The organism is Nocardia sp. NPDC004068, assembly GCF_042874315.1.
Classification (GTDB): domain Bacteria; phylum Actinomycetota; class Actinomycetes; order Mycobacteriales; family Mycobacteriaceae; genus Nocardia.
On record NZ_JBIAMW010000002.1, the window covers coordinates 269,799 to 289,297 of the forward strand.

Annotated in this window: 22 protein-coding genes; 8 read left to right on the forward strand and 14 right to left on the reverse strand. The window is 70.8% G+C overall.

Translation table 11 applies throughout. The features are described 5' to 3' along the window. The first annotated feature begins 4 nt into the window (after positions 1-4). Positions 5-889 carry a phosphotransferase enzyme family protein gene (locus ACFYTQ_RS05350; protein ID WP_387357403.1) on the forward strand — a complete coding sequence of 295 codons (885 nt, stop codon included), beginning with the start codon at positions 5-7 and terminating at the stop codon, positions 887-889. Between the two features lie 156 nt (positions 890-1,045). Here the strand turns inward: ACFYTQ_RS05350 and ACFYTQ_RS05355 are convergent, their stop codons facing one another. After that, complete coding sequence (locus ACFYTQ_RS05355; RefSeq protein WP_387357404.1) at positions 1,046-1,333, reverse strand: DUF6968 family protein; 288 nt, start codon at positions 1,331-1,333, stop codon at positions 1,046-1,048. Positions 1,334-1,475: 142 nt separating this feature from the next. Continuing rightward, positions 1,476-1,652 (reverse strand): DUF6011 domain-containing protein, encoded by a 177-nt coding sequence (locus ACFYTQ_RS05360; protein WP_387357405.1) that lies wholly within the window; start codon positions 1,650-1,652, stop codon positions 1,476-1,478. Between the two features lie 310 nt (positions 1,653-1,962). On the opposite strand from ACFYTQ_RS05360, the gene ACFYTQ_RS05365 reads away from it, so the two are divergent. Both ACFYTQ_RS05365 and ACFYTQ_RS05370 read left to right on the forward strand, forming a co-directional pair. Next, complete coding sequence (locus ACFYTQ_RS05365; RefSeq protein WP_387357406.1) at positions 1,963-2,244, forward strand: hypothetical protein; 282 nt, start codon at positions 1,963-1,965, stop codon at positions 2,242-2,244. Between the two features lie 9 nt (positions 2,245-2,253). Beyond that, a complete protein-coding gene (locus ACFYTQ_RS05370) occupies positions 2,254-2,652 on the forward strand; it encodes a hypothetical protein (protein ID WP_387357407.1) in 399 nt (132 codons plus the stop codon). Positions 2,653-2,733: 81 nt separating this feature from the next. Here the strand turns inward: ACFYTQ_RS05370 and cutA are convergent, their stop codons facing one another. Both cutA and ACFYTQ_RS05380 read right to left on the reverse strand, forming a co-directional pair. Then, positions 2,734-3,066: a divalent-cation tolerance protein CutA gene (gene cutA, locus ACFYTQ_RS05375; RefSeq protein WP_387357408.1), complete on the reverse strand. Its 333-nt coding sequence runs from the start codon at positions 3,064-3,066 to the stop codon at positions 2,734-2,736. Positions 3,067-3,085: 19 nt separating this feature from the next. After that, positions 3,086-4,303, reverse strand: coding sequence for a cytochrome P450 (locus ACFYTQ_RS05380; protein ID WP_387357409.1), 1,218 nt, complete (start codon positions 4,301-4,303; stop codon positions 3,086-3,088). Positions 4,304-4,366: 63 nt separating this feature from the next. On the opposite strand from ACFYTQ_RS05380, the gene ACFYTQ_RS05385 reads away from it, so the two are divergent. Then, positions 4,367-4,900: a TetR/AcrR family transcriptional regulator gene (locus ACFYTQ_RS05385; RefSeq protein WP_387357410.1), complete on the forward strand. Its 534-nt coding sequence runs from the start codon at positions 4,367-4,369 to the stop codon at positions 4,898-4,900. A 3-nt stretch (positions 4,901-4,903) separates the two neighbouring features. On the opposite strand, the gene ACFYTQ_RS05390 is transcribed toward ACFYTQ_RS05385, so the two are convergent. Then, the gene (locus ACFYTQ_RS05390; protein WP_387357411.1) at positions 4,904-6,142 is read right to left on the reverse strand and encodes a multidrug effflux MFS transporter; all 1,239 of its coding nucleotides are present in this window, start codon (positions 6,140-6,142) and stop codon (positions 4,904-4,906) included. A 116-nt stretch (positions 6,143-6,258) separates the two neighbouring features. Between ACFYTQ_RS05390 and ACFYTQ_RS05395 the strand changes: the two genes are divergently transcribed. Together ACFYTQ_RS05395 and ACFYTQ_RS05400 are read left to right on the forward strand one after the other, a co-directional pair. Then, a complete protein-coding gene (locus ACFYTQ_RS05395) occupies positions 6,259-6,843 on the forward strand; it encodes a dihydrofolate reductase family protein (protein WP_387357412.1) in 585 nt (194 codons plus the stop codon). 130 nt (positions 6,844-6,973) lie between these two features. Then, positions 6,974-7,792 carry a hypothetical protein gene (locus tag ACFYTQ_RS05400; protein ID WP_387357413.1) on the forward strand — a complete coding sequence of 273 codons (819 nt, stop codon included), beginning with the start codon at positions 6,974-6,976 and terminating at the stop codon, positions 7,790-7,792. On the opposite strand, the gene ACFYTQ_RS05405 is transcribed toward ACFYTQ_RS05400, so the two are convergent. Continuing rightward, on the reverse strand, positions 7,773-10,115 hold the full coding sequence (locus ACFYTQ_RS05405; protein WP_387357414.1) for an ATP-binding protein: 2,343 nt from the start codon (positions 10,113-10,115) through the stop codon (positions 7,773-7,775). The two genes, ACFYTQ_RS05400 and ACFYTQ_RS05405, sit on opposite strands and share 20 nt — an antisense overlap. 173 nt (positions 10,116-10,288) lie before the next feature. Between ACFYTQ_RS05405 and ACFYTQ_RS05410 the strand changes: the two genes are divergently transcribed. Next, the gene (locus ACFYTQ_RS05410; protein ID WP_387357415.1) at positions 10,289-11,197 is read left to right on the forward strand and encodes a universal stress protein; all 909 of its coding nucleotides are present in this window, start codon (positions 10,289-10,291) and stop codon (positions 11,195-11,197) included. Between the two features lie 6 nt (positions 11,198-11,203). On the opposite strand, the gene ACFYTQ_RS05415 is transcribed toward ACFYTQ_RS05410, so the two are convergent. The 3 genes from ACFYTQ_RS05415 to ACFYTQ_RS05425 form a co-directional block, all read right to left on the reverse strand. Further along, entirely contained in the window at positions 11,204-11,851 is a 648-nt protein-coding gene (locus tag ACFYTQ_RS05415) for a response regulator (protein WP_387357416.1), read from the reverse strand. A 55-nt stretch (positions 11,852-11,906) separates the two neighbouring features. Further along, the gene (locus ACFYTQ_RS05420) at positions 11,907-12,911 is read right to left on the reverse strand and encodes an Acg family FMN-binding oxidoreductase (RefSeq protein WP_387357417.1); all 1,005 of its coding nucleotides are present in this window, start codon (positions 12,909-12,911) and stop codon (positions 11,907-11,909) included. 111 nt (positions 12,912-13,022) lie between these two features. After that, positions 13,023-14,756, reverse strand: coding sequence for a GAF domain-containing protein (locus ACFYTQ_RS05425; protein WP_387357418.1), 1,734 nt, complete (start codon positions 14,754-14,756; stop codon positions 13,023-13,025). A 198-nt stretch (positions 14,757-14,954) separates the two neighbouring features. Between ACFYTQ_RS05425 and ACFYTQ_RS05430 the strand changes: the two genes are divergently transcribed. Then, on the forward strand, positions 14,955-15,845 hold the full coding sequence (locus ACFYTQ_RS05430; RefSeq protein WP_387357419.1) for a universal stress protein: 891 nt from the start codon (positions 14,955-14,957) through the stop codon (positions 15,843-15,845). A 236-nt stretch (positions 15,846-16,081) separates the two neighbouring features. On the opposite strand, the gene ACFYTQ_RS05435 is transcribed toward ACFYTQ_RS05430, so the two are convergent. Genes ACFYTQ_RS05435 through ACFYTQ_RS05455 form a run of 5 tightly spaced genes read right to left on the reverse strand, consistent with a single transcriptional unit; the run spans position 16,082 to position 19,279 of the window. After that, positions 16,082-16,303, reverse strand: a complete 222-nt coding sequence (locus tag ACFYTQ_RS05435) for a ferredoxin (RefSeq protein ID WP_387357420.1) — start codon at positions 16,301-16,303, stop codon at positions 16,082-16,084. Next, the gene (locus ACFYTQ_RS05440; protein WP_387357421.1) at positions 16,300-17,538 is read right to left on the reverse strand and encodes an NADH-ubiquinone oxidoreductase-F iron-sulfur binding region domain-containing protein; all 1,239 of its coding nucleotides are present in this window, start codon (positions 17,536-17,538) and stop codon (positions 16,300-16,302) included. Before ACFYTQ_RS05440 ends, ACFYTQ_RS05435 begins: the two co-directional genes overlap by 4 nt. Next, positions 17,535-18,104, reverse strand: coding sequence for a ferric reductase-like transmembrane domain-containing protein (locus ACFYTQ_RS05445; RefSeq protein WP_387357422.1), 570 nt, complete (start codon positions 18,102-18,104; stop codon positions 17,535-17,537). Before ACFYTQ_RS05445 ends, ACFYTQ_RS05440 begins: the two co-directional genes overlap by 4 nt. Further along, positions 18,101-19,024: an FAD:protein FMN transferase gene (locus ACFYTQ_RS05450; protein WP_387357423.1), complete on the reverse strand. Its 924-nt coding sequence runs from the start codon at positions 19,022-19,024 to the stop codon at positions 18,101-18,103. The genes ACFYTQ_RS05445 and ACFYTQ_RS05450 overlap by 4 nt, the downstream gene beginning before the upstream one ends. A 15-nt stretch (positions 19,025-19,039) precedes the next feature. Beyond that, entirely contained in the window at positions 19,040-19,279 is a 240-nt protein-coding gene (locus ACFYTQ_RS05455; protein WP_387357424.1) for a hypothetical protein, read from the reverse strand. Between the last annotated feature and the right edge of the window lie 220 nt (positions 19,280-19,499).

Below are 19,499 nucleotides of genomic sequence, written 5' to 3' on the forward strand. Positions count from 1 at the left end.
TAGGTTGAACAGCCGCCTGCACTCGGATCAGGTGCTGCTGGAGGCCGCTCGCGTGGCCGGGCTGAAACTGACGGAATACGAGCTCGTCCGAGAGGGCTCGCACGCCGTCTACCGGCTCGCCGGTGACATCGTCGCCCGAATCGGCCGGCCGGGCGCTGGGGACGCGGCCGCGCGAGAGGTTCTGATCTCGCGATGGCTCAACCGCTCCCGCATCCCGACGATCGAGCCGGTGGCGTCAATACGGCAGCCGACGGTGATCGATGGGCGTCCGGTCACCTGGTGGCACCTGATTCCCGATCATCGACCAGCGACACCACGCGAACTCGGAACGATGCTGCGCGCACTGCACGCCCTGGCTCCGCCGACGAATCCTGCTCTGCCGGAACATGATCCATTCCACGATCTGCGGTCCCAATTGTCCGGTGCGACGGCGGTGAAAGAAGGGGACCGCGACTGGCTGTTGGGGCATCACGACGAATTGCGTCGCCGATACGACGAGCTGCCGAAAGCGTTCGCGCCGAGCGTGATTCACGCAGACGCTTGGCAGGGAAACCTGATCGTCCCCCCTTCGGGCGTGCCCACGCTCCTCGACCTGGACAGGGTTTCGCTCGGCCGCCCGGAATGGGATCTCGTTCAGCTCGCGGCCGACCACGCGGACTTCGACCGAATCCCCGATCTCGAGTACGGCGAGTTCGTCGACGCCTACGGCGGCTACGACCTCGCCGCACAACCGAGCTTCCGGGTTCTCGCCGACATCCAGGAACTCAGATGGGCGGCCTTCGCCCTGACTCGCGCCGAAACAAGCCACATCGCCGCCGCGCAGGCAGACCATCGGATCGCGTGCCTGCGCGGCGAGGTGGCGAAGCCGTGGCAATGGGACGCTCTGTGACACACCTGAGCGTTGATCAACCGTCGAGCACGAGAGCCCGGTGCGCAGAAGCTGGATGAAACTCGATTAAAGATCAGAAGGTTGGGAGTTCGAGGGGGTCCCGAGAACGCCAACGGCGTCGGCCGTAGGGCGAGCGCGCCCACGCAGTCGGGGTGGTTAGGGGTGGGGGAACCCGCTGTCGGCGGGAAGGGTGTCGAGGAAACGGAGATCGTCGTGGCGGCGCAGGATCGCGCCGATGGTTGTCAACGCCGATACCAGCGCTTGGATGTCGTCGACTCCCCAGCTGGTGCCCTCGTGAACCGTGGGGTTCAGGCCGGTGATCAGGTACCGGCATGCCACAGCCCCGTCGGGCTGGACGGCCGGAGCGAACACCTCGACCGTCACCTCCTCGCCACCGGACTGGATGCGGCGCAGGGTCCGCGTGGCTATGGGCTTGTCCGTCATGGGCGTGACGTTAGAGCGTGTACAGAGACCGGTAGGGGAACGGGATGTAGTCCCCGCGCAGGCAGACCACCGGATCGCGTGCTGCGCGGCGACGCGGCGAAGCCGTGGCACTGGGACGCTCTGTGGCACCCCTGAGCGTTGGTCAACCGATCTCGAACAGGGTGAGCGTCTTAGTGGCGGTCGCGCGGGCGTCGGCGCGTTCGCGGGCCGCGCAGGTGGGGCCGATGCCCTCGGCGACCGAGGTGGGGGAGACCAGCCAGCCGTGGCAGCGGCGGCAGTGGGCGACGAGGCGGACCTCGGGTCTGTCGGCGGCGGCCATGGATTCCTCCTGGGGCCTGGGTGGTGCGTGTATCTGCCGCCGATCCTGGCATGGGGCACCGACAACCTGGTGGTGGTGAGTTTGCGAGCCCGTGGTGGAAGGGAGGGAACCGGCCGGGCCGTGGCTGCGTCGAATCAGGTGTGGGGGTTGGTCGACGGGGATCACCCGCACGGTCGGTAACCGAAAAACGGGGGGCTGGGTGCCGGTGCATCGGCGGGGGTGATTCGTCGCTTTCCTCGTTGCCTGGGCCCGCGGTGACCGCGTGTCCGCGCGGCTACCGACCTCCCACACCATTCCTGAAGGGGGAAACATGAAGCGAGGGTTCATATCTCGGGTGGCGGTAATCGCCGCGACGGCGGCGGTCGGGTTGTGGCTCGCGGCGGGTCCGGCGGGTGCGGTCACTCCGGCGCAGTGTGAGAAGGAGGGCGGCGGTGAGGTGGATGTCGTCCTCGATCCGGGCACCAACTACACCGCTGTCTGCACGTGCAAGGGCGGGTTCTACACCGGGCAGGAGGTGTTCGGACCGCATATCTACCACATCGGCGATACCCCGATGCCGATCACGTGCGCGGGCCTGGAGATTCCGGCCTAGGCTCGTTCCATGGGGAGTGAACGCGATGAATGCAGTGTCACCATCGACGGCATAGCGCCCGCGCTGGTGGTCCTGTTCCGTCGGGCGGCCGCGATCGCCGCCGAGCACGGCCGCACCTGGGTCGGCGTGGAGGATTTGTACGCGGCGTTGGCCGAGGATGAGCGCGCCCCGCTCTGGTGGCCGCGTGTGGGGAAACCACGCCGCACCCGCGGCGTCAGTGTGGCGGTGCTGTCGACGGAGTTGCCCGAGGATACCGTTCCATTGTCCTACAACGAATTTCGTGACCTGGTGAACGAATGGATCCCGGGCCCGACCCCCGAGATCGGGCCCGAGGATCCGGCCACGGTCACCTACCAGATCAGCGGCCCCCACGCCGAGGAGTTCACGGCGATGATCGAACGGTCCTGACCCGAGGCGAGCGAGGTCAGCCGTGGTGGCCGCGCTCGCCTACCGGGACTCCGGTGCGTAGTGCCTGGATGAGGCCGAGCTTCAGACGCTGTCAGGGTCCGTCGTAGTCCGCTCGACCCACTCCGCGTAACTCTCCGAACACCACTCGACCGGCGTCGCGGTAACCTCCGGACTCTCCCACGGATGCAACTCACCCACCCGAGCGGCCAGACGATCGCGATAAAACGCCGACGTGCGCAGGTTGACCCGCCACTCCTGGCCCTCACCGAGCTCACCGAGATGCCAGAACACCGACAAAAACGGACCGGTGATCTCGCCCCCAGCCGCGAGCCGTTCCCCGACAACGGTTTTCGCGATCGCGATCGCGTCCTCCTGCGTCGGTGTCGTCGAGGTCACTGTCCATACCCGGGCCATCGACGTACCGTAGCCCGGACTACCTCACCCGCACCGGCACATTCGTCCACCCGGCCACACTCGTCACCCGGGACCGCCGCAACCCGGCCCGATCCACCTCGAACTCCGATATCCGATCCAGCATGGCGTGCAACGCGATTCGCCCTTCCAGTCGGGCCAAGGCCGCGCCCAGACACCGGTGAATCCCGTACCCGAAGCCGAGGTTGTGGCCCGTGAACGGACGGGTGATGTCGAAGCGGTCGGGGTTGGGGAACATGCGGGGGTCACGGGTGGCGCAGGCCAGTAGCATCAGGAGGGGGCTGTGGGCGGGGATGGTGCGGTCGTGCAGGGTCACGTCGCGCAGGGTGTAGCGGACGTCGTACTGGACCGGGCCCTCGTAGCGGAGCAACTCCTCGAACGCCCCGGCGATCAGCGAGCGGTCGGCGCGCATGGCTTGCCACTGGTCGAGGTGGTCGGCGAAGACGACCGTCGCGATGCCGATCAGCTTGGCGACGGTCTCCGCGCCCGCGCCCGCCAAAAGCGCTGTGAAACCGAGGATTTCGAGATCAGTCAGTCGGGTCAGCGTGCCGTCGTCGCGTTCCACCTCGACCTCGGTCAGGCGGCTGATCATGTCGTCGCGCGGGCGGGCTCGGCGTTCGGCGATCAATCCGGCGTAGAAGGCGGTGGACGCGCGGACCGCGGCCAATCCCTCCTCGTCGATACCCAGCTGGCCCTGCGCGCGTTGCAGGGGCGCGGTGAGCCAGGCGCGGAGCTGGGTGCGGTCCTCGGGTGGGACGCCCAGCATGGTCGTGATGACCTCGATGGGGAACAGGTCGGAGAAGTCGGCCACCATGTCGAAGGAATCCGGCAACGGGTCCAGGAAGCGGTGGACCGTGGCGGTGATCATCGGTTCCAGTTCGGCGATGGCGCGTGGGGTGAAGACCTTGCTCACCAGTTTGCGCATGCGGGTGTGCTCGGGCGGATCCATCGAAATGATCATCGGCACTTGCTGTTCCGGCGGTTCGGGGGCGAGGACCTGTTCCAGGGTGACGCCGCGGCCGGAGGAGTAGACGTCGAAGTCCTTCATGCCGGGGGCCACGTCGGCGTAGCGGGACAGCGCCCAGAAGCCGTAGCGGGCATTGTGATACACGGGAGCTTCGTCGCGGAGCCTGCGGTACAGCGGATACGGATCGTCGTGGAATTCCGCGGAGAACGGGTCGAAGTCGATGGCGTCGTCGGAGACGATCGTGTCGGTCATGATGCCTCTTCTCTCGAACGACCCGAGTATTACATTCGTTACAAAGTGTGTAAAGGTTGTAAAGTGGACTCGACTTCCGGCACCCGCGATGACAGCACCCGCGCGCGCATCCTCCGCGCGACCTTCGAGGTGCTCGGCCGCAAGGGGTACGGCAAGCTGAACCTGTCGGATGTGGCCGCCCAGGCGAAGATCTCGCGGCCGACGCTGTACCGGCTGTTCTCCTCGAAGGCGGAGTTGCTCACCGCGTTCGGCGCCTACGAGCAGGCCAATATCGAGAACGGCCTGCGCGCGGCGGCCGAGGGGCACACCGGGGTGGCGCGGCTGGACGCGGTGCTGCGGTTCATCGTCGAATTCCAGGAGTCGTACTCGCTGAGCCGCATGGTCCACGTCGAACCCGATCACGTGCTCGCGCAGATCGAGCGCGTCATCCCGATCATGCGGGCGCATCTGGAACCGCTTGTGCCGCAGGGTGATCCGGTGATCGTGGCGGGGACGATCGTGCGCCTCGCGATCTCGCACTATCTCGTGGGCGGCGACGACAAGGCCGACGCCCTCGCCCAGCTACGCCACGCGGCGGGTATCTCCGGGCAGGTGTGACGCTCAGCTCCGCTCGAGTTCGGCCGCGGCCGCGCCCGTATTCCGGCCGAGCGGTACGAGAGTCGTGAAAGCCGCTGCGCCGCAGGCCAGAACGACCAGCATGACCGCGGCCATGGGCAGCGCGCTGTGCCCGCCGAACGCCCCCGCCACGGGCGAGGCCAGCGCGCCGAAGAGGAACTGCGCCCCGCCGAGCAGCGCCGACGCCGCGCCGGAGGCCGGACGGCCCAGCGTCTGCCCGAGCGTCATGCTCGCGGGGAAGACGCCGCCCACGCCCGCGACGGTGAAGAACAGGCACACCCACGTGATCGCCGCGTTCCCGCCGACGGTGAGCACCAGCGCCACATGGACGGCCGCCGCGCTCGCCGCGAGCGCGCAGTAGGCGGCCAGCAGCACGGGCACCGCGAAACGCCGCGACAGCGCGCCGAAGAGGGCGCTCGCGGCCATCATCCCCCCGGCGTTGACCGCGAAGACCATGCCGTAGAACGCGGCCGAGGTGCCGTACACGTCCTGGAACACGAAACTCGAACTGCCGATGTAGGAGAACAGCGCCGCCGCCGCGAACCCGAGGGTGAGCCCGCACCCGACGAAGGCCCGGTTCCGCAGCAGCCCGCCCATCGCCCGGAAGGTGCCGCCGAAGCCGCCGGTGTGCCGCTCGGCGGGCGGCAGCGATTCGGGCAGCGTGCACAGCACGGCCACGAACAACGCCAGCCCGAACGCCGCGAGCACCACGAACACCGTGCGCCACGTCCCGGCCGACAGGATCGCGGTCCCGATCACCGGCGCGATCACCGGGGCCACGCCGAGCACCATGGCCAGCAGCGAGAAGTAGCCCGGCAGCCGGGGTCCGTGGAACAGGTCGGTCAGCACGGCCCGCGCCAGCACCGTCCCGGCCGCGCCCGCGACCCCCTCCAGGAACCGGAACCCGTTGAACAGCACGATGTTCGGCGCGAGCGCGCACGCCAGCGACAGCACCGCGAACAGCACGGTCCCGCCCAGCAGCAGCCGCCGACGCCCCAGACTGTCGCTGATCGGCCCGAGGAGCAGCTGGCCGACGACCATGCCCGCGAGAAAAGCCGTGAGCGACAACTGGATTCCGGTGTCGCTCGCGGTGAGCGAGCGGCCCATCTGCGGGAACCCGGGCACGTACATATCGATCGCGAGCGGCCCGACCGCGGTGAGCGCGCCCAACAGCACGATGACCGCGGCGGTGCGTCCGCGACCGGGTTCGGACTTCTTTACCATCGCTAAGTACGGTAGCAATTCGTCCTTCCCGGGCGTCGCGGGCCGCGGGGACCGATGAGTTTCGTCCTCCGGCCCGGTCGACACATTGACCACACCGATTCCCGAGGAGGCCCGCCATGGGCAGCGTGCTCACCCATATGACGATGTCGCTGGACGGCTTCATCGCCGACCGGGACGACCAGGTCGGCGAGTTGTTCGACTGGTACGACGCCGGGGACGTGACGATTCCGACGCCCAATCCGAACGTCACCTTCCACGTCGACGCCGCTGGCGCCGGGATGCTCGAGGAGCTGTTCGGGAAGACCGGTGCGCTCGTGTGCGGACGGCATCTGTTCGACATCACCGACGGCTGGGGCGATCGGCATCCGGTGGGCGCGCCCGTCGTGGTGGTCACCCATCAGCCGCCGGACGACGTATCCCGCTGGCCGCGAACGACATTCGTGGACGGCGTCGAGGCCGGGATCGCCCGCGCGCTCGAGATCGCCGACGGCAAGGATGTCGTCGTCTCGAGCACGACCGTCGCGCAGCAGGCGCTGGATCTCGGCCTGGTGGACGAGGTGTGCGTGAGTCTCGTGCCGGTGCTGTTCGGCGACGGCATCCCGTACTTCGGCGCGCTCACCCGCGGCCATCAGGTGCTGGACGATCCGGTCGTGGTGCCGGGATTGCGCGCGGTGCATCTGCGCTACCCGGTCCGCCGCTGACCCCCATCGCGATCACGAGGGTGCCGCCCGCCGACGACGATGGGGGACGTGTTTTCCGGTCGTCCGGGGCCTTGTGGCATCCTGGTCAGTCGACATCGGGCATCACGAGCTGAAGGTTGGTCGCGTCGTCGTGACATCGGAAAGTCCCACACCGCAACGGTTCTCGCTCGTGCCCTGGATCATCGTGCTCGTCGCGCTCGTGCTGGCCGTGGCCACGGTGATACTGCTCGTGTGGCAGACCGGCACGGCCGACGAACCGGCGGCCACCGGCACGCCGTCGAGCGCGGACAATGCGCCGCTCGCGGACGGCGCGCCGTCTCCGGCCGAAACCGCCGTCGCCGCAACGGATTTCGGGTATCAGCCGCTGTGGCCGTTCGACGGTGTCGACGAGGCGGTGGATTGGCAGCGGGAGGCGAACCCGGGCGGACACCAGCCGTGGCATCTGGACGCGGGCGCGACCGCGCGCATGTTCACCCGCGACTACCTCGGCTACGGCGACGTCGACAAGATCGTGAAGACCGATGTGCGCGGCGACGAGGCCTGGGTGAGTGTCGGATTCGACAACCCGAGCGGGGCGACGGTGACCGCGGCGGTCGTCCACCTGGCCCGGATCGGCGCGGGCGCGGACCGGCCGTGGGAGGTGGTCGGCACCGAGGACGGCACGCTGACGCTGAACAAACCCGGTTACGGCGCGCCGGTCACCTCGCCGGTCACCGTCGGCGGCCGGATCACCGGCGTCGACGAGAGCCTGCGCGTGCAGATCCGGACGCAGGGCCGCGCCCAGCCGCTCGCCGAGGCGTCCGCGACCCCGGCCGGTGGTACGGATGTGCCGTGGTCGGCGACGGTGAAGTTCCCCGGCGGCTGCCCGGGCGTGCTCACCGTCGCCGTCTCCACTGGCGGGCACGTCGCGGAGGTGGAGCGGTTCGCCGTCACCGGCGTGCGCTGCTGATCGGCACCGTCCACGTCCAAGTCGTCGTGTCGGGCGCGGGCGTGGCGACGGCCAGGGTCGCGCCGAGCGCGGTCAACGATCCGGGCAGCAACCGATCGACGCCCGCCCGCGCGGACGCCGCGCTCGCGCGGGTCGTCTCGGCCACGGTGACGACCAGATCGGCGGCGCTCACGGTCGCGTGCAGCGACAGGGCCGTCGCGGTGGCGCGGCCCGCGATGTCGGCGATCAGTTCGCGCACCGCGTCGTGCACGGGATCGGTGAGTTCGCGGTCGAGCGCGTCGACCGCTCCCGCGAACGACACCTCCGACCGCGCCCTCAGATGTTCGGCGCACTGCCCGAACAGGTCGAGCAGACCCGCCCGGAAGGCGACCCGGTCCGCGGCGGGCGGATCGAGTTCGTTGACGGTGTGGTGGATCTCGCCGATCACCGAATCCAGTTCCGCCACGGCCGCATCGATGCGCTGTCCCACCACGGGCACGCGGGCCATCGACCGAATCCCGCTGAGCTGCAAGCCGATCGCGAACAGCCGCCGCGTCACCGTGCGGTGCAGTTCCAGCGCGATCCGTTCCCGCTCCCCGGCGATGCCCAGCGCGCGCAGCCGTTCCTCGGTGAGCCTCAGGTTCACCAGATTGTCGACCCGCGCCTGAAGTTCGTCGAGCCCGAACGGTTTCGCCAGATAGTCGTTGGCGCCCGCGCGCAGCAGCGCCAGCCGGGTGGCGTCGTCGGCGCGGGCGCTGAGGATCAGGACGGGCGTGGTCGCCAGGATCGGGTCGGCCCGCACCCGGATCAGCAGGTCGTCGCCGCTGAGCCGGGGCATCATGATGTCGCAGACGATCAGATCGGGTTTGCGCGCGCGGGCCAGTTCCAGCCCGGCGAACCCGTCGAGCGCGGCCGCCACCTCGTAGCGGGCCGAAAGGGCTTGGCGGACAAGAGTGTTGAGATCGGCGTTGTCCTCGATCACCACGACCAGCGGCCGTGAGCGCGGCCGGGCGGTGTCGGGCGGCGCGTCGGGGACGGTCGGGGCGAGGTCGGTGAGCACCGCGACGGCCTCGGCGGACCGCTCGTCCGACAGCCGGATCGCGGCGTCCGCCCGCACCGGCGTACCGGCCGGGGCGCGGGTCGGCAGGTCCACCACCAGCAACGCGCCGCCCTCGGGCGCGTCGCCGATCTCGATGGTCCCCCGATGCAGGGCGACCAGATCGCGCACGATGCTCAAACCCAGCCCGGTGCCGCCGACCGCGCGGGCGGGGCCGCCGTCGACCTGCCGGAAGCGATCGAAGACGAGCGCGCGGTGCGCGGCGTCGATTCCCGGTCCGCTGTCGGCGATTTCGACGACGAGCCGGTTCGCCGCCGCCCGCAGCGCGCACCGCACGACGCCGCCCGCCGCGGTGAACTTGAAGGCGTTGGACAACAGGTTCACCAGGATCTGCTGGAGATGTTCGGGATCGAGTTCGGCCCGCACCGGCGCGGTGCGCACCACCAACTCCACGCCCCGGTCCACCGCGAGCGACTCGAAGAACGCCGTCGCGAGCCGCACCTGTTCGGCGGCGTCGACGCGCGCGTAATTCGGTTGCACCGCACCGGCTTCCAGCCGCGACGCGGCGAGCAGATTGTTCACCTGCCGCAGCAGCAGCCGGGCGTTGCGGGCGATCAGCTCGAGATCCGCGCGGACGGGATCCCCGGCCGGTGCCGCGTCGAGCAGCTTGCGCACCGGGGCCAGGATCAGCGTCAAGGGCGTGCGCAGTTCGTGGCTGACGGTGGCGAAGAACTGGCTCTTGAGTTCGTCCAATTCCTTGGTGCGCGCGTACAGTTCGGCCAGTTCGGCGTTGACCTCCTTGAGGCGGCGGCTGGCCTCGGCCACCTCCTGCGTGCGGGCGAAGACCTCCTGTTCCATCCGCCGCCGCTCCGCCCCGGAACTCTGGAGCCGGACGAATTCGGTGACGTCCTCCACGCGGTGGATGATGTACCGCAGCGCGCCGTCGTCGGCGCACACCGGGGAGTTGGACGGACTCCAGAAGCGGGTCTCGTAGGTGCCGTCCGGGCGGCGAATGTCGTAGCGCTGCACCGGCATCGAATCGGCGATCCGTTCGCGGACCACGCGGTCCAGCGACGCGCGCAGGTTGCGCACGCCCGCCGCGGCGGAATCGTCCGGATTGTCCGGGAACACGTCGAAGACGTGCCGCCCGACGATCTCGTCGCGCGCGGTCATCGTCGCCCGCGCGTAGGCGTCGCTCACGGCCGCGATGCGCAGATCCGGCCGCAGCACCAGATACAAGGCGGGCGACGCCTCGAACAGCATCCGGAAATCGATCGATTCGGTCACGACGTCGCTTTCCGTGCGGGCGGCGGTCGAGCGACTCTATCGCAGTTCGCGACCCGGCGTGCCGGTGACGGGCGTTCCGGCGACCTCGCCCCCTTTCGCTAGCATCGGAGAAGATCACCTGCTCCATCGGTTCGGAATTCGTCGCCCGGAACACCGATCATGAGGAGGGCCTGATGGCCGAGCACGGGGTCCCGCAGCGGATCGATTCGGATACGATCGTCGCCGCCGTCGACGGATCGGCGGTCTCCTATCACGCGGTCGGGTGGGCCGCGGCCGAGGCGGCCCTGTACGGCCGCGCCCTGCACCTGATCGCCTCGGTGTATGTGCACGTCCCGGCGGGGTGGGGTCCGGGAGTCATGCTCAGCGAGAGCAATATCGACGATCTGCACGCCGACGGGGAGCGCATCGTCACCGAGGCCACCCGCGTCGCGCGCGCCGCCGCGCCCGATGCCGTCGCGATCACCACGGCGGTGACCTTCGACCCGATCATTCCCGTACTCCTCGAACAGTCCGGTGTCGCCGCGATGATCGTGGTCGGCAGCCGCGGGCACGGCGCGCTGCGGCGCGGGCTGCTCGGTTCGGTCAGCACCGCGGTCACCCGGCACGCGCACTGCCCGGTGACCGTCGTGCGCGGCTGGTCGCCCACCGATCCGGTGGCCGCGAACAAACCGGTGCTGGTCGGCGTGGACGGCAGTGAGAACAGCGTGCCCGCCATCGAATTGGCCTTCGAGGCGGCGTCGCGGCGCAAGGTCGGCGTCACCGCGCTGCACGCCTGGAGCGATGCCGCGATGGGGCGGGAGGTGCCGATCATCGGCTGGGACGACGTGCTGCACGAGCGGGCGGCCGCCGACTTCTCGGCGAGCCTGGCGGGGTGGTCGGAACAATATCCGGAGGTGCCGGTGCGCCGAATCCTGGTGCCGGACAGGCCCGTTCGCGCCCTGCTCGAGGCGGCCGAGGACGCTCAGCTGGTCGTGGTCGGCAGCCACGGGCGGGGCGGGTTCACCGGCATGCTGCTCGGCTCGACCAGCGCCGCGCTGGCGCAGTCGGTGGACTGCCCGATCACGATCGTGCGGAAGCGCTGACCGCGCTCACCGCGAAAGTCGTTGCGTGCCGTGCAGTTTGGTGGCGTAGACGGCGGCTTGGGTGCGGCGTTCCATGCCGAGTTTGGCGAGGAGGCGGGAGACGTAGTTCTTGACGGTCTTCTCGGCGAGGAACATGCGTTCGGCGATCTGGCGGTTGGTGAGGCCGTCACCGAGCAGGTCGAGGAGTTTGCGTTCCTGCTCGGTGAGGGTGGCGAGGGGGCCCTCGGGTTCGGTGGCGCGGCGCAGGCGGTCCATGAGGGCGGCGGCGGCGCGGTTGTCGAGTAGGGAGCGGCCGGTGCCGACGGTTTTGATGGCGTCGGCCAGTTGCATGCCCTTGATGTCCTTGACGACGTAGCCGCTGGCTCCGGCGAGGATGGCGTCGAGCATGGCCTGTTCGTCGGTGAAGGAGGTGAGGATGAGGCAGTGCAGGTCCTCGACGCGGGAGAGGAGTTCGCGGCAGAGTTCGATGCCGTTGCCGTCGGGGAGGCGGACGTCGAGGACGGCCACGTCGGGGCGTAGGGCGGGGATGCGGGCGAGGGCCTCGGCCACGTTTCCGGCCTCGCCGACGACGGTGAGTTCGGGGTCGCTGTCGAGGAGGTCCTGGAGGCCCCGGCGCACGATTTCGTGGTCGTCGACCAGGAACACGGTGATCATGGCGGGCGTCCAATCGGGAGAAGAGGTGGGTGATCCTCGGTCGTCCTGCTCGGCCTCAGCTCGAGCGTACCTCGAACACCTCCGCCAGCGGGCGACGCGGCGTCGGCGGGCGCTGCTCGCCCTCGGGCGCGGTCCCGATCCGCAGCACGACCTGCGGCACGGTCTCGTGCGGCAGCAGCGTCGCCACCGTGCGCCGGCCCGCCGGAAGTTCGGTGATGTGGGTGACCGGGCAGGTCGCCAGCCCGGCGGCCGTGGCCTCGAGCAGGACGGCCGAGAGCGCCTCGCCGGTGCGCAGCCACCGCGGCGGCGCGTCCTCCTCGGTGCTGAACACCGCCAGCCGGGCCGCGTCGGTGAGGTCGGCGCGCCGGGCCGAATGCTGTGCGGCGGGGAAGGCGCGGCCGACGTCGACGCGGCTCTGTTCGGCGTGGGAGACCAGCGCGTCGGTCGGGATGCCCTCGGGGGGCTCGGAATTGCCTGTCCACCACTGTAATTCGTGCTGGTACATCATGTCGTCGTGGCGGGCGGCGTCGGCGTGTTCGGAGACCGCCGCCAGCCGCGGCCGGGCGTCGTCGCCGAGGACGTCGAATTCGATGTCGTGCGGGTTCGCCAATCGCCGTAGCCCCGAGACGAATTCACCGCTCCAGCCGCGCGGCGCGAGCATCGGCAGGCGGTCGGTGCGGCGGCGTTCGATCGCCTCGGCGCGGGTGAGGACTCCGGGCGGGGGATCGGGCCAGGGCCGAAAGTCTATGACCGCCAAGTGATCCGGTTGCGCGGGATCGGGCAGCCGGACGGTGTCGGTGTGCCAGCCGCGCGCCGCGAACGCGGTCCGCGCGTGATGCAGCGCCGCGCCGCAGCTGATCGTGCGCTGACGGCCGTGCGGATCCGCGGCGGCCAGCACCCGATCCGGGTCGGAGTACAGGTGCAGCCGGGCACCGTCGAAGCGCCAGCGCCACGGTTGGGTGTTGTGCACGGAGGGGGCGCGGACGGCGAGTCGCATGACCGCCAGCAGGGTCCGATGGTCGGGGACGGCGGTGGTCGTGGGGGAGTCGCTCGTCGTCATGACCCGAGCATCCCGCCGGGCCCCGGGCAGGGCTATGGACTTCCGCCGTGTCGATGGGGGCCGTTGGTCCCTGTCGGATGGGGCCATCGGGACCATCGGGACCCACCGCCGTCACCGCAGGGGAACGGCCCAGTGCAAGCGGGTGCCGGGGCCGCGGGGGCCCGGGAGGGCGGCGGGCGAGACGGTGAATGTGCCCGCGCACTGTTCGGCGCGGCGGGCCATGTTGCGCATGCCGCTCGGGGTGATGTCGGCGGGGATGCCGCGGCCGTTGTCCTCCACCACGATGTCGAGGTCGTCGCCGACGGTGATCGTGACGACCAGCGTGTCGGCCCCGGAGTGCCGTGCGGCGTTGCTGACCGCCTCGCGCACGACGGCCTCGGCGTGATCGGCCAGTTCGTTGCCGAGCACCGACAGCGGGCCGGTGATGCGCAACGAGGCGTTCAGCGCGGTATCGGCGGTCTGCTGATGCACCGCGTCGTCGAGTCGCTGCCGCAGCCGGGTGACGTGGCGGTCGCCGCCGTGCAGGTCGAAGATGGAGGTGCGGATCTCCTGCACGACCTCCTGCAACTGGTCGACCGCGTTCGAAATGCGTTCGCGCACTTCGGGTTTGTGACTGCGCGGAATGGTGCCCTGCAACGACAGGCCGATCGCGAACAGCCGCTGGATGACGTGGTCGTGCAGATCGCGGGCGATGCGGTCGCGGTCGGTGAGCACCCCGAGTTCGCGCATCCGTTCCTGGGCCGAGGCCAGCTGGATGGCCAGGGCGGCCTGATTGGCGAATGCCGTTGTCAATTCCAGGGTTTCGTCGTCGTAGGGCGCGGCGTCGCGCGGCCGGGCCGTCACCAGCACGCCGACGGTGGCCTCACTGGTGTAGAGCGGCAGCAGCAGGACCGGTCCGCACTCGGGCAGTTCGGCCCCCAGCGCGGCGGCCTCGGGCGTGTCGACGCGCACCGTGGTGCGCTCGCGCAGGGCGGTGCCGACCCCGGTGTCGCGCATCGGCAGTTCGTGCCCGACCAGATCGGCGCCGGGCCCGTCCCACTGATCGACGCGCAGCGAGACGACCTCGTGCGCGGGCGTGTCGGGATCGTCGCAGACCGCGAGGAAGGCGTGCGACGAACCGCTGAAGCGGCGGGCGTAGTCGACCAGATGGGCGAGCACCCGATCGGAGTCCGCGCCCGCGAGGAATTCGGTGGTGATGTCGCGGGTGGCGGCGATCCACGCCTGCCGGGCGCGGGCCGACTCGTAGAGCCGGGCGTTGTCGATGGCGACCCCGGCCGCGGCCGCGAGGGCCTGCACGATCACCTCGTCGTCCTCGGTGAACAGCTGACCGTCGAATTTCTCGGTGAGGTACAGGTTTCCGTACACCTCGTCGCGGATCCGGATCGGCACGCCCAGAAAGCTGCGCATCGGCGGATGGTTCGGCGGAAAGCCGACCGAGGCCACATGATCGGCGATGTTGTCGAGCCGGATGGGCTTGGGCTCGTCGATGAGCACGCCGAGCACGCCGCGGCCCTGCGGCAGATCCCCGATCCGGGCGCGCAGGGCGTCGTCGATGCCCTCGTAGATGAACCGGGTCAGCTCGTGGCCGTGGCCGCGCACGCCCAGCGCGCCGTAGCGCGCGCCGACCAGGGTGATGGCGGTGTGCACGATCGTGCGCAGGGTGTCGTCGAGTTCGAGTCCGGCGGTGACGGTCAGCATCGCCTCGACCAGGCCGTCCATCCGGTCGCGGGCGTCCATGATCTGCTCGATCCGGTCGCGCACCTCCGCGAGCAGCTCCCGCAGCCGGAGCTGGGAGAGGGTGTCACGGACGGAGTAGGCGTCGGCGGGGTTGTTGCTGTCGGTCACGAGCGGCCTCCCCTGCGTCGGTTGGTGGCCCCGGACCGCGTCGCAAGGGTCCAAAGTCCTCACTTCACGACCAAGGTAATACCCTCCGCCACCGAATTCGGTGACCGAATTGAACGCATCGATCCCATATTCTCGGAATCGGCGGATCTCGAGCGGCACCACGGAAGACGATTCGGACGACTTCGCGGGAGGCGCGGCATGACCGACGACTATCTGGCCCGGCGGGCGGGGTTCCCGATCCTCGTGGCGGTCGACGGCTCCGAGATCGCGCTGCGCGCGGTCGTGTGGGCGGCGGTGGCGGCGGCGCTGCATCGCCGCGATCTGCACATCCTGACCTCCTACGGGGTCGCGCCCGGGGAAGGGTTGGATTCGGTGGTGGCGGCGAGCGAGCGCGACTGCTTGCGCGCCGACGGGGAACGGCTGCTGGCCGAGGCCGAGGCGGTGGCGCGAAACGCCGTGCCGCACAGCGAGATCGCGATCACCACCGAGCTGACCTTCGACCTCATCACCCCTACCCTCATCGATCGTTCGGGGCGGCAGCGCATGATCGTGGTCGGCAATCGGGGTCGCGGCGCGATCCGGCGCGCGGTCCTGGGTTCGGTGAGCACGGCCATCAGCCGCCACGCCCGGTGCCCCATCGCGGTCGTGCACGGGGATTCGGCGACCGGGCCCGAGTGGGCGCACAAGCCGGTCCTCGTGGGGGTCGACGGCACCGAGAACAGCGTGCCCGCCATCGAGGTCGCCTTCGACGAGGCGTCGCGCCGCAAGGTCGGCCTCATCGCCCTGCACACCTGGAGCGACACCAGCGGCTACGACCTGCCGGTCGCCGGATGGGAGGGCATCCGCGACACCGAGCACACCCTGTTGGCCGAAAGCCTCGCGGGCTGGCGCGAACGCTATCCGGACGTGCCCGTGGAACGCGTCGTGCGCTGCGACAGCCCGGCTCGCTCGCTGCTGGAGCGCTCGACCGCGGCGCAACTGGTGGTCGTCGGCAGTCGCGGGCGCGGCGGCTTCGCCGGAATGACCCTGGGTTCCACCAGCACCGCCCTGCTGCACCTGGCCGAATGCCCGGTGATTGTGGCGCGGTGAAGGTTTTTGGCTGAGCGCTGACGCATATTGGCGCGCTGAGGGTTTCGGCCGAGCGCCGGGTCATTCTGGCGCGCTGAGGTTTTGGCTGAGTGCCGGGTCATTCTGGCGCGCTGAGGGTTCGGCTGAGCGCCGGGACATTGTGGCGCGGTAGGGGTTCGGCCGAGCGTCCGGTCATCGTGGCGCGGTGAGGGTTTCGGGCCAGATGCCAGCCGAAGTCGCGAGCTGTCGGGCGGCCGTCAGGGCGTGGGTGGGTGCAGGGTGAGGGAGAGGCGTGGGCAGAGGGTGACGGCGTCGTGGGCGGCGGGGAGTTGGTCGGGGGTGAGGGCGGGGTCGGGGCGGTCGGCGGCTAGGGGGTAGCCCCATTCGTCGCGGGTGAGGGTGTGGGGGAGGAGTTCCGCGCAGAGGCCGCGGCCCTCGCAGCGGGTCCAGTCGATGTGCAGTCGCCAGGGGGTGGTCACGCGGTCGTCCGTTCGGTGTCGAAGGTGCTGTGGCACAGGCCCTTTCGGTGCAGGGTGACGTCGTCGGCGAAGGCCGTCAGTGCCGAGCGGACGAGTCGGGCGGTGCCGTCGGGGTGGTGGCAGGTGCCGCGGCCGTCGACGAGGCCGGTGAGGTATTCGATCTCACGGGGGTCGCCGGGCCCGCCGTGCGCGAGGTGGGTGAGGGCCCCGGCGATCGGGGGCAGGCCGTTGCGGCAGGGACCGCACTGTCCGGCGCTCTGCGCGGCGAGGTAGGCGGTGATATCGGCCGTCGCGCGCAGACCGCACTCGTCGCGGGTCAGGATCCGCAGGACGCCCGCGCCCGGATCGGCGCGCAGATCGCGAAGACCCGTGCGGGACAAGGGCGTCGCGCCGAGACGCGCGGCCGGAACCCAGCTACCGTGATAGCCGCCGACCAGGACCGCGCGCACCCGCGCGGGATCGGTGCGGCCGAGGCGCGTGATGATCTCGAGCAGGTTCGTCCCCCTCGGCACCTCGAACACGCCGCCCACCGGACTGCCGGACAGGGTGACGAGCATGGTGCCGGGCTCGTCGGGCGTGCCGACCGACCGGAACCAGTGCGGACCGAATCGGGCGATCAAGGCCAGGTGCGCAAGGGTTTCCACATTCTGCACGAGCGTGGGACGGCCGCGCGCTCCCCGCTCGGAGGTGCTGATCCGCTGATCGCGCGGCAGCGCCGCCCGTCCGGCGAGCCGGTTGACGACCGCGGTCTTCTCCCCGGCCAGGAAATGGTCCGGGGCCGCGGTGAGTTCGACGCGCGGGCCCAACCCGGCCGCGCCGCGCTCGGCGAGAGCGCGGCGCACCGGTTCGAGGACGGCGGGCGGGGCGTAGAGATGGCAGCGGTCCGCGCCGACGGCAGCGGCGGCCACCGCCAGCCCGTCGAGCACGAGATGCGGTGCGCGGGTGAGCAATACGGCGTCCTTGCGGCTGAGGGGCTCACCCTCCGCGCCGTTGCCGACCACGATCGGGGCCCGGCCCGTGGCGACGGCCGCGAGCTTGCGCGCCACCGGGAACCCGGCCCCGCCGCGTCCGGTGAGCCCGGCCGCGCCCACCACATCGATGAACTCCCGCCCCACCCGCGGCAATGGCCCATACACGGCGGAGTGCGTTGGCAGACCGGGCGTTTCGGCTCGAAGCAGACGGTGCGCGCCGGGCGGCGCGCCGACGCCGGGGAAGTGGCTCAGTTGAGCGGTCATCGCGGACTCCGTTCGCTCGTGCGCGGGAATTCGGTGAAATCCGTTGCCACCCGCCAGGCGACGGCGGCGGCTACGGTGAGCGCGCACGCGGCGGCCACGGCGAGCATCCAGACACGGGTGGCGTCGGTGCCGGAACCGAGCGCGTGCGCCAGCGCGATCGGCCACAGCGGATACGCCGCCCAGTGCACGACCCGGAAAGCCCTCGGCCCCAGCCTGTTCCGCAGCAGCGCCGACAGCACGACCGCCGCCGCGATATCGACCGCGACGGTCCCCAGGCCCACCCACAGCGGGCGGTAGGCGTTCGTGAACGGGATCACCACATCCACCAGCCGCAGCTGCGCCTCGGGATCGGCGAGCAGGCTCACGACGTGCACCGCGATCAGCGCGGTCGCGAAAAGCGCCGCGCCCCGGTGGAATTCGGCCAGTCCGGCACGCGGCAACACGACGGCCCGGCCCGACCGCGCGGCGATCCCGGCCGTCAGCGCCACGGTCAGCACGATCAGCGCCACGACGCCGCTGCCGCGCCCGAACGCCCACAGCGCCTGCTCCACGTCGGCGTGCGTCATGCGCGGCTCCCGTCGCCGTCGGCGGGCCAGCCGTTCACGGTGACCACGCGTCCCTCCCGATCCACCAGCCGCGCGGGCAGATTCGACCGCCGCAGCGCCGCCAGCGCCGAACGGCCGCGCACGATCGCGGCGGTGCTCTCCGCGTTGGCGGCCAGGCACGTGTCGGCCGCGACCGAGACCGTGCGCCAGGCCGGTTCGGCCGACGCCCCGGTGCGCGGGTCGACGATGTGGTGCAGCAGCCTGCCGCCGCGAAACCAGCGGCGCCGCAACGTACTCGACGTCGCCAGCGCCGCGCCCGCGGGCAGCCGGACCCGGCAGGGCGGTTCGGTGGGGGTGTCCTGGACCAGCACCTGCCAGTCGCCGTCGGGACCGGGGCCCGCGGTGGCGATATCGCCGCCGAGGCTCACCAGCGCGCCGCAGCCCAGTTCGTCGGCGATCATCCGGGCGCAGCGGTCGGCGGCGACGGCCTTGGCGGTCGCGCCGAGATCCAGGCGCACGCCCGGCGGTACGGTCACGGTGCGCCCGCGCAGGGCGATCCGGGTCCAGTCCACGCGCGGCACGAATGTCGTTGCGGTGCCGCCGGATTCGGCCGCGACGAGCGCGAAGTCGCGATCGTAGCCGAGTCCGGCCAGGGCCGCGCCGACCGTCGGGTCCACGTCGCCGCCGGTGTCGCGGGCCACCGTGAGCGCCGCGTCGAGATAGTCGGCGAGGACCGGGCCGATCGGTGTGGGCGCGCCCGCGCGGGGGACGAGCCGGGTGAGTTCGGAGTCGTCGCGGAAGCGGCTGCACGCGCGGTCGACCACGTCGAGGTAGTCGCCGATCCGGGTGCGGGCGGCGGGCAGCGCGGCGGGGTCGGTGACCACCAGGCGAGCCGTCGTGCCCCACACGGCCCATTCGGTGGCGGCGAATCCGGTTGTCATCACGTCCGGTTGTCATCACGAGCCGTTCGATCGCGCGTGCGCCGGGCCGGAACCCGTGCCGAGTTGCGGTGCGGTAGCGGAATCGCCGGTCGTGGTGTCGGGCGCGGTGGTCGTGGTCGCCGATCCGTTGTCGGCGCCGGTGTGGGTCTCGGCGTAGGCGAGCGCGGACACGCCCGCGGTGCCCGCGACTCCGGCGGCGATCAGCACGATCGTCGCGTTGCGCCCGACTCGGCGGGGCGAGGGTGAGGACGCCATCGCGGGCTCCTGTCGAGGGTGTCGAGGCGAGCCGCGAATCGGCGCGCCGGGAACACCCAGAATGGGTCGCGATGCTGGGAGGCCGCTGGGAGGAATGCCCTCGGATTGCTGCGAGACGCCTCACGCCTCGTCGAGGGTGGGGACAGCAGTTCGGTCAGCAGCAGCTGCGCCCGATCGCGGCGGCGGAACAGCGGTGCGGGTGTCGGGCGGGACGACCGCC

Excerpts from the sequence above, each read along its gene's own strand:
- ACFYTQ_RS05360 (WP_387357405.1), bottom strand. The coding sequence starts at position 1,652 with ATGGCCGCCGCCGACAGACCCGAGGTCCGCCTCGTCGCCCACTGCCGC.
- ACFYTQ_RS05410 (WP_387357415.1), top strand. The coding sequence starts at position 10,289 with ATGGCCGAGCACGGGGTCCCGCAGCGGATCGATTCGGATACGATCGTC.
- ACFYTQ_RS05455 (WP_387357424.1), bottom strand. The coding sequence starts at position 19,279 with ATGGCGTCCTCACCCTCGCCCCGCCGAGTCGGGCGCAACGCGACGATC.
- ACFYTQ_RS05445 (WP_387357422.1), bottom strand. The coding sequence starts at position 18,104 with ATGACGCACGCCGACGTGGAGCAGGCGCTGTGGGCGTTCGGGCGCGGC.
- ACFYTQ_RS05380 (WP_387357409.1), bottom strand. The coding sequence starts at position 4,303 with ATGACCGACACGATCGTCTCCGACGACGCCATCGACTTCGACCCGTTC.
- ACFYTQ_RS05430 (WP_387357419.1), top strand. The coding sequence starts at position 14,955 with ATGACCGACGACTATCTGGCCCGGCGGGCGGGGTTCCCGATCCTCGTG.
- cutA (WP_387357408.1), bottom strand. The coding sequence starts at position 3,066 with ATGGCCCGGGTATGGACAGTGACCTCGACGACACCGACGCAGGAGGAC.
- ACFYTQ_RS05395 (WP_387357412.1), top strand. The coding sequence starts at position 6,259 with ATGGGCAGCGTGCTCACCCATATGACGATGTCGCTGGACGGCTTCATC.
- ACFYTQ_RS05440 (WP_387357421.1), bottom strand. The coding sequence starts at position 17,538 with ATGACCGCTCAACTGAGCCACTTCCCCGGCGTCGGCGCGCCGCCCGGC.
- ACFYTQ_RS05365 (WP_387357406.1), top strand. The coding sequence starts at position 1,963 with ATGAAGCGAGGGTTCATATCTCGGGTGGCGGTAATCGCCGCGACGGCG.
- ACFYTQ_RS05415 (WP_387357416.1), bottom strand. The coding sequence starts at position 11,851 with ATGATCACCGTGTTCCTGGTCGACGACCACGAAATCGTGCGCCGGGGC.
- ACFYTQ_RS05390 (WP_387357411.1), bottom strand. The coding sequence starts at position 6,142 with ATGGTAAAGAAGTCCGAACCCGGTCGCGGACGCACCGCCGCGGTCATC.
- ACFYTQ_RS05355 (WP_387357404.1), bottom strand. The coding sequence starts at position 1,333 with ATGACGGACAAGCCCATAGCCACGCGGACCCTGCGCCGCATCCAGTCC.
- ACFYTQ_RS05450 (WP_387357423.1), bottom strand. The coding sequence starts at position 19,024 with ATGACAACCGGATTCGCCGCCACCGAATGGGCCGTGTGGGGCACGACG.
- ACFYTQ_RS05420 (WP_387357417.1), bottom strand. The coding sequence starts at position 12,911 with ATGACGACGAGCGACTCCCCCACGACCACCGCCGTCCCCGACCATCGG.
- ACFYTQ_RS05370 (WP_387357407.1), top strand. The coding sequence starts at position 2,254 with ATGGGGAGTGAACGCGATGAATGCAGTGTCACCATCGACGGCATAGCG.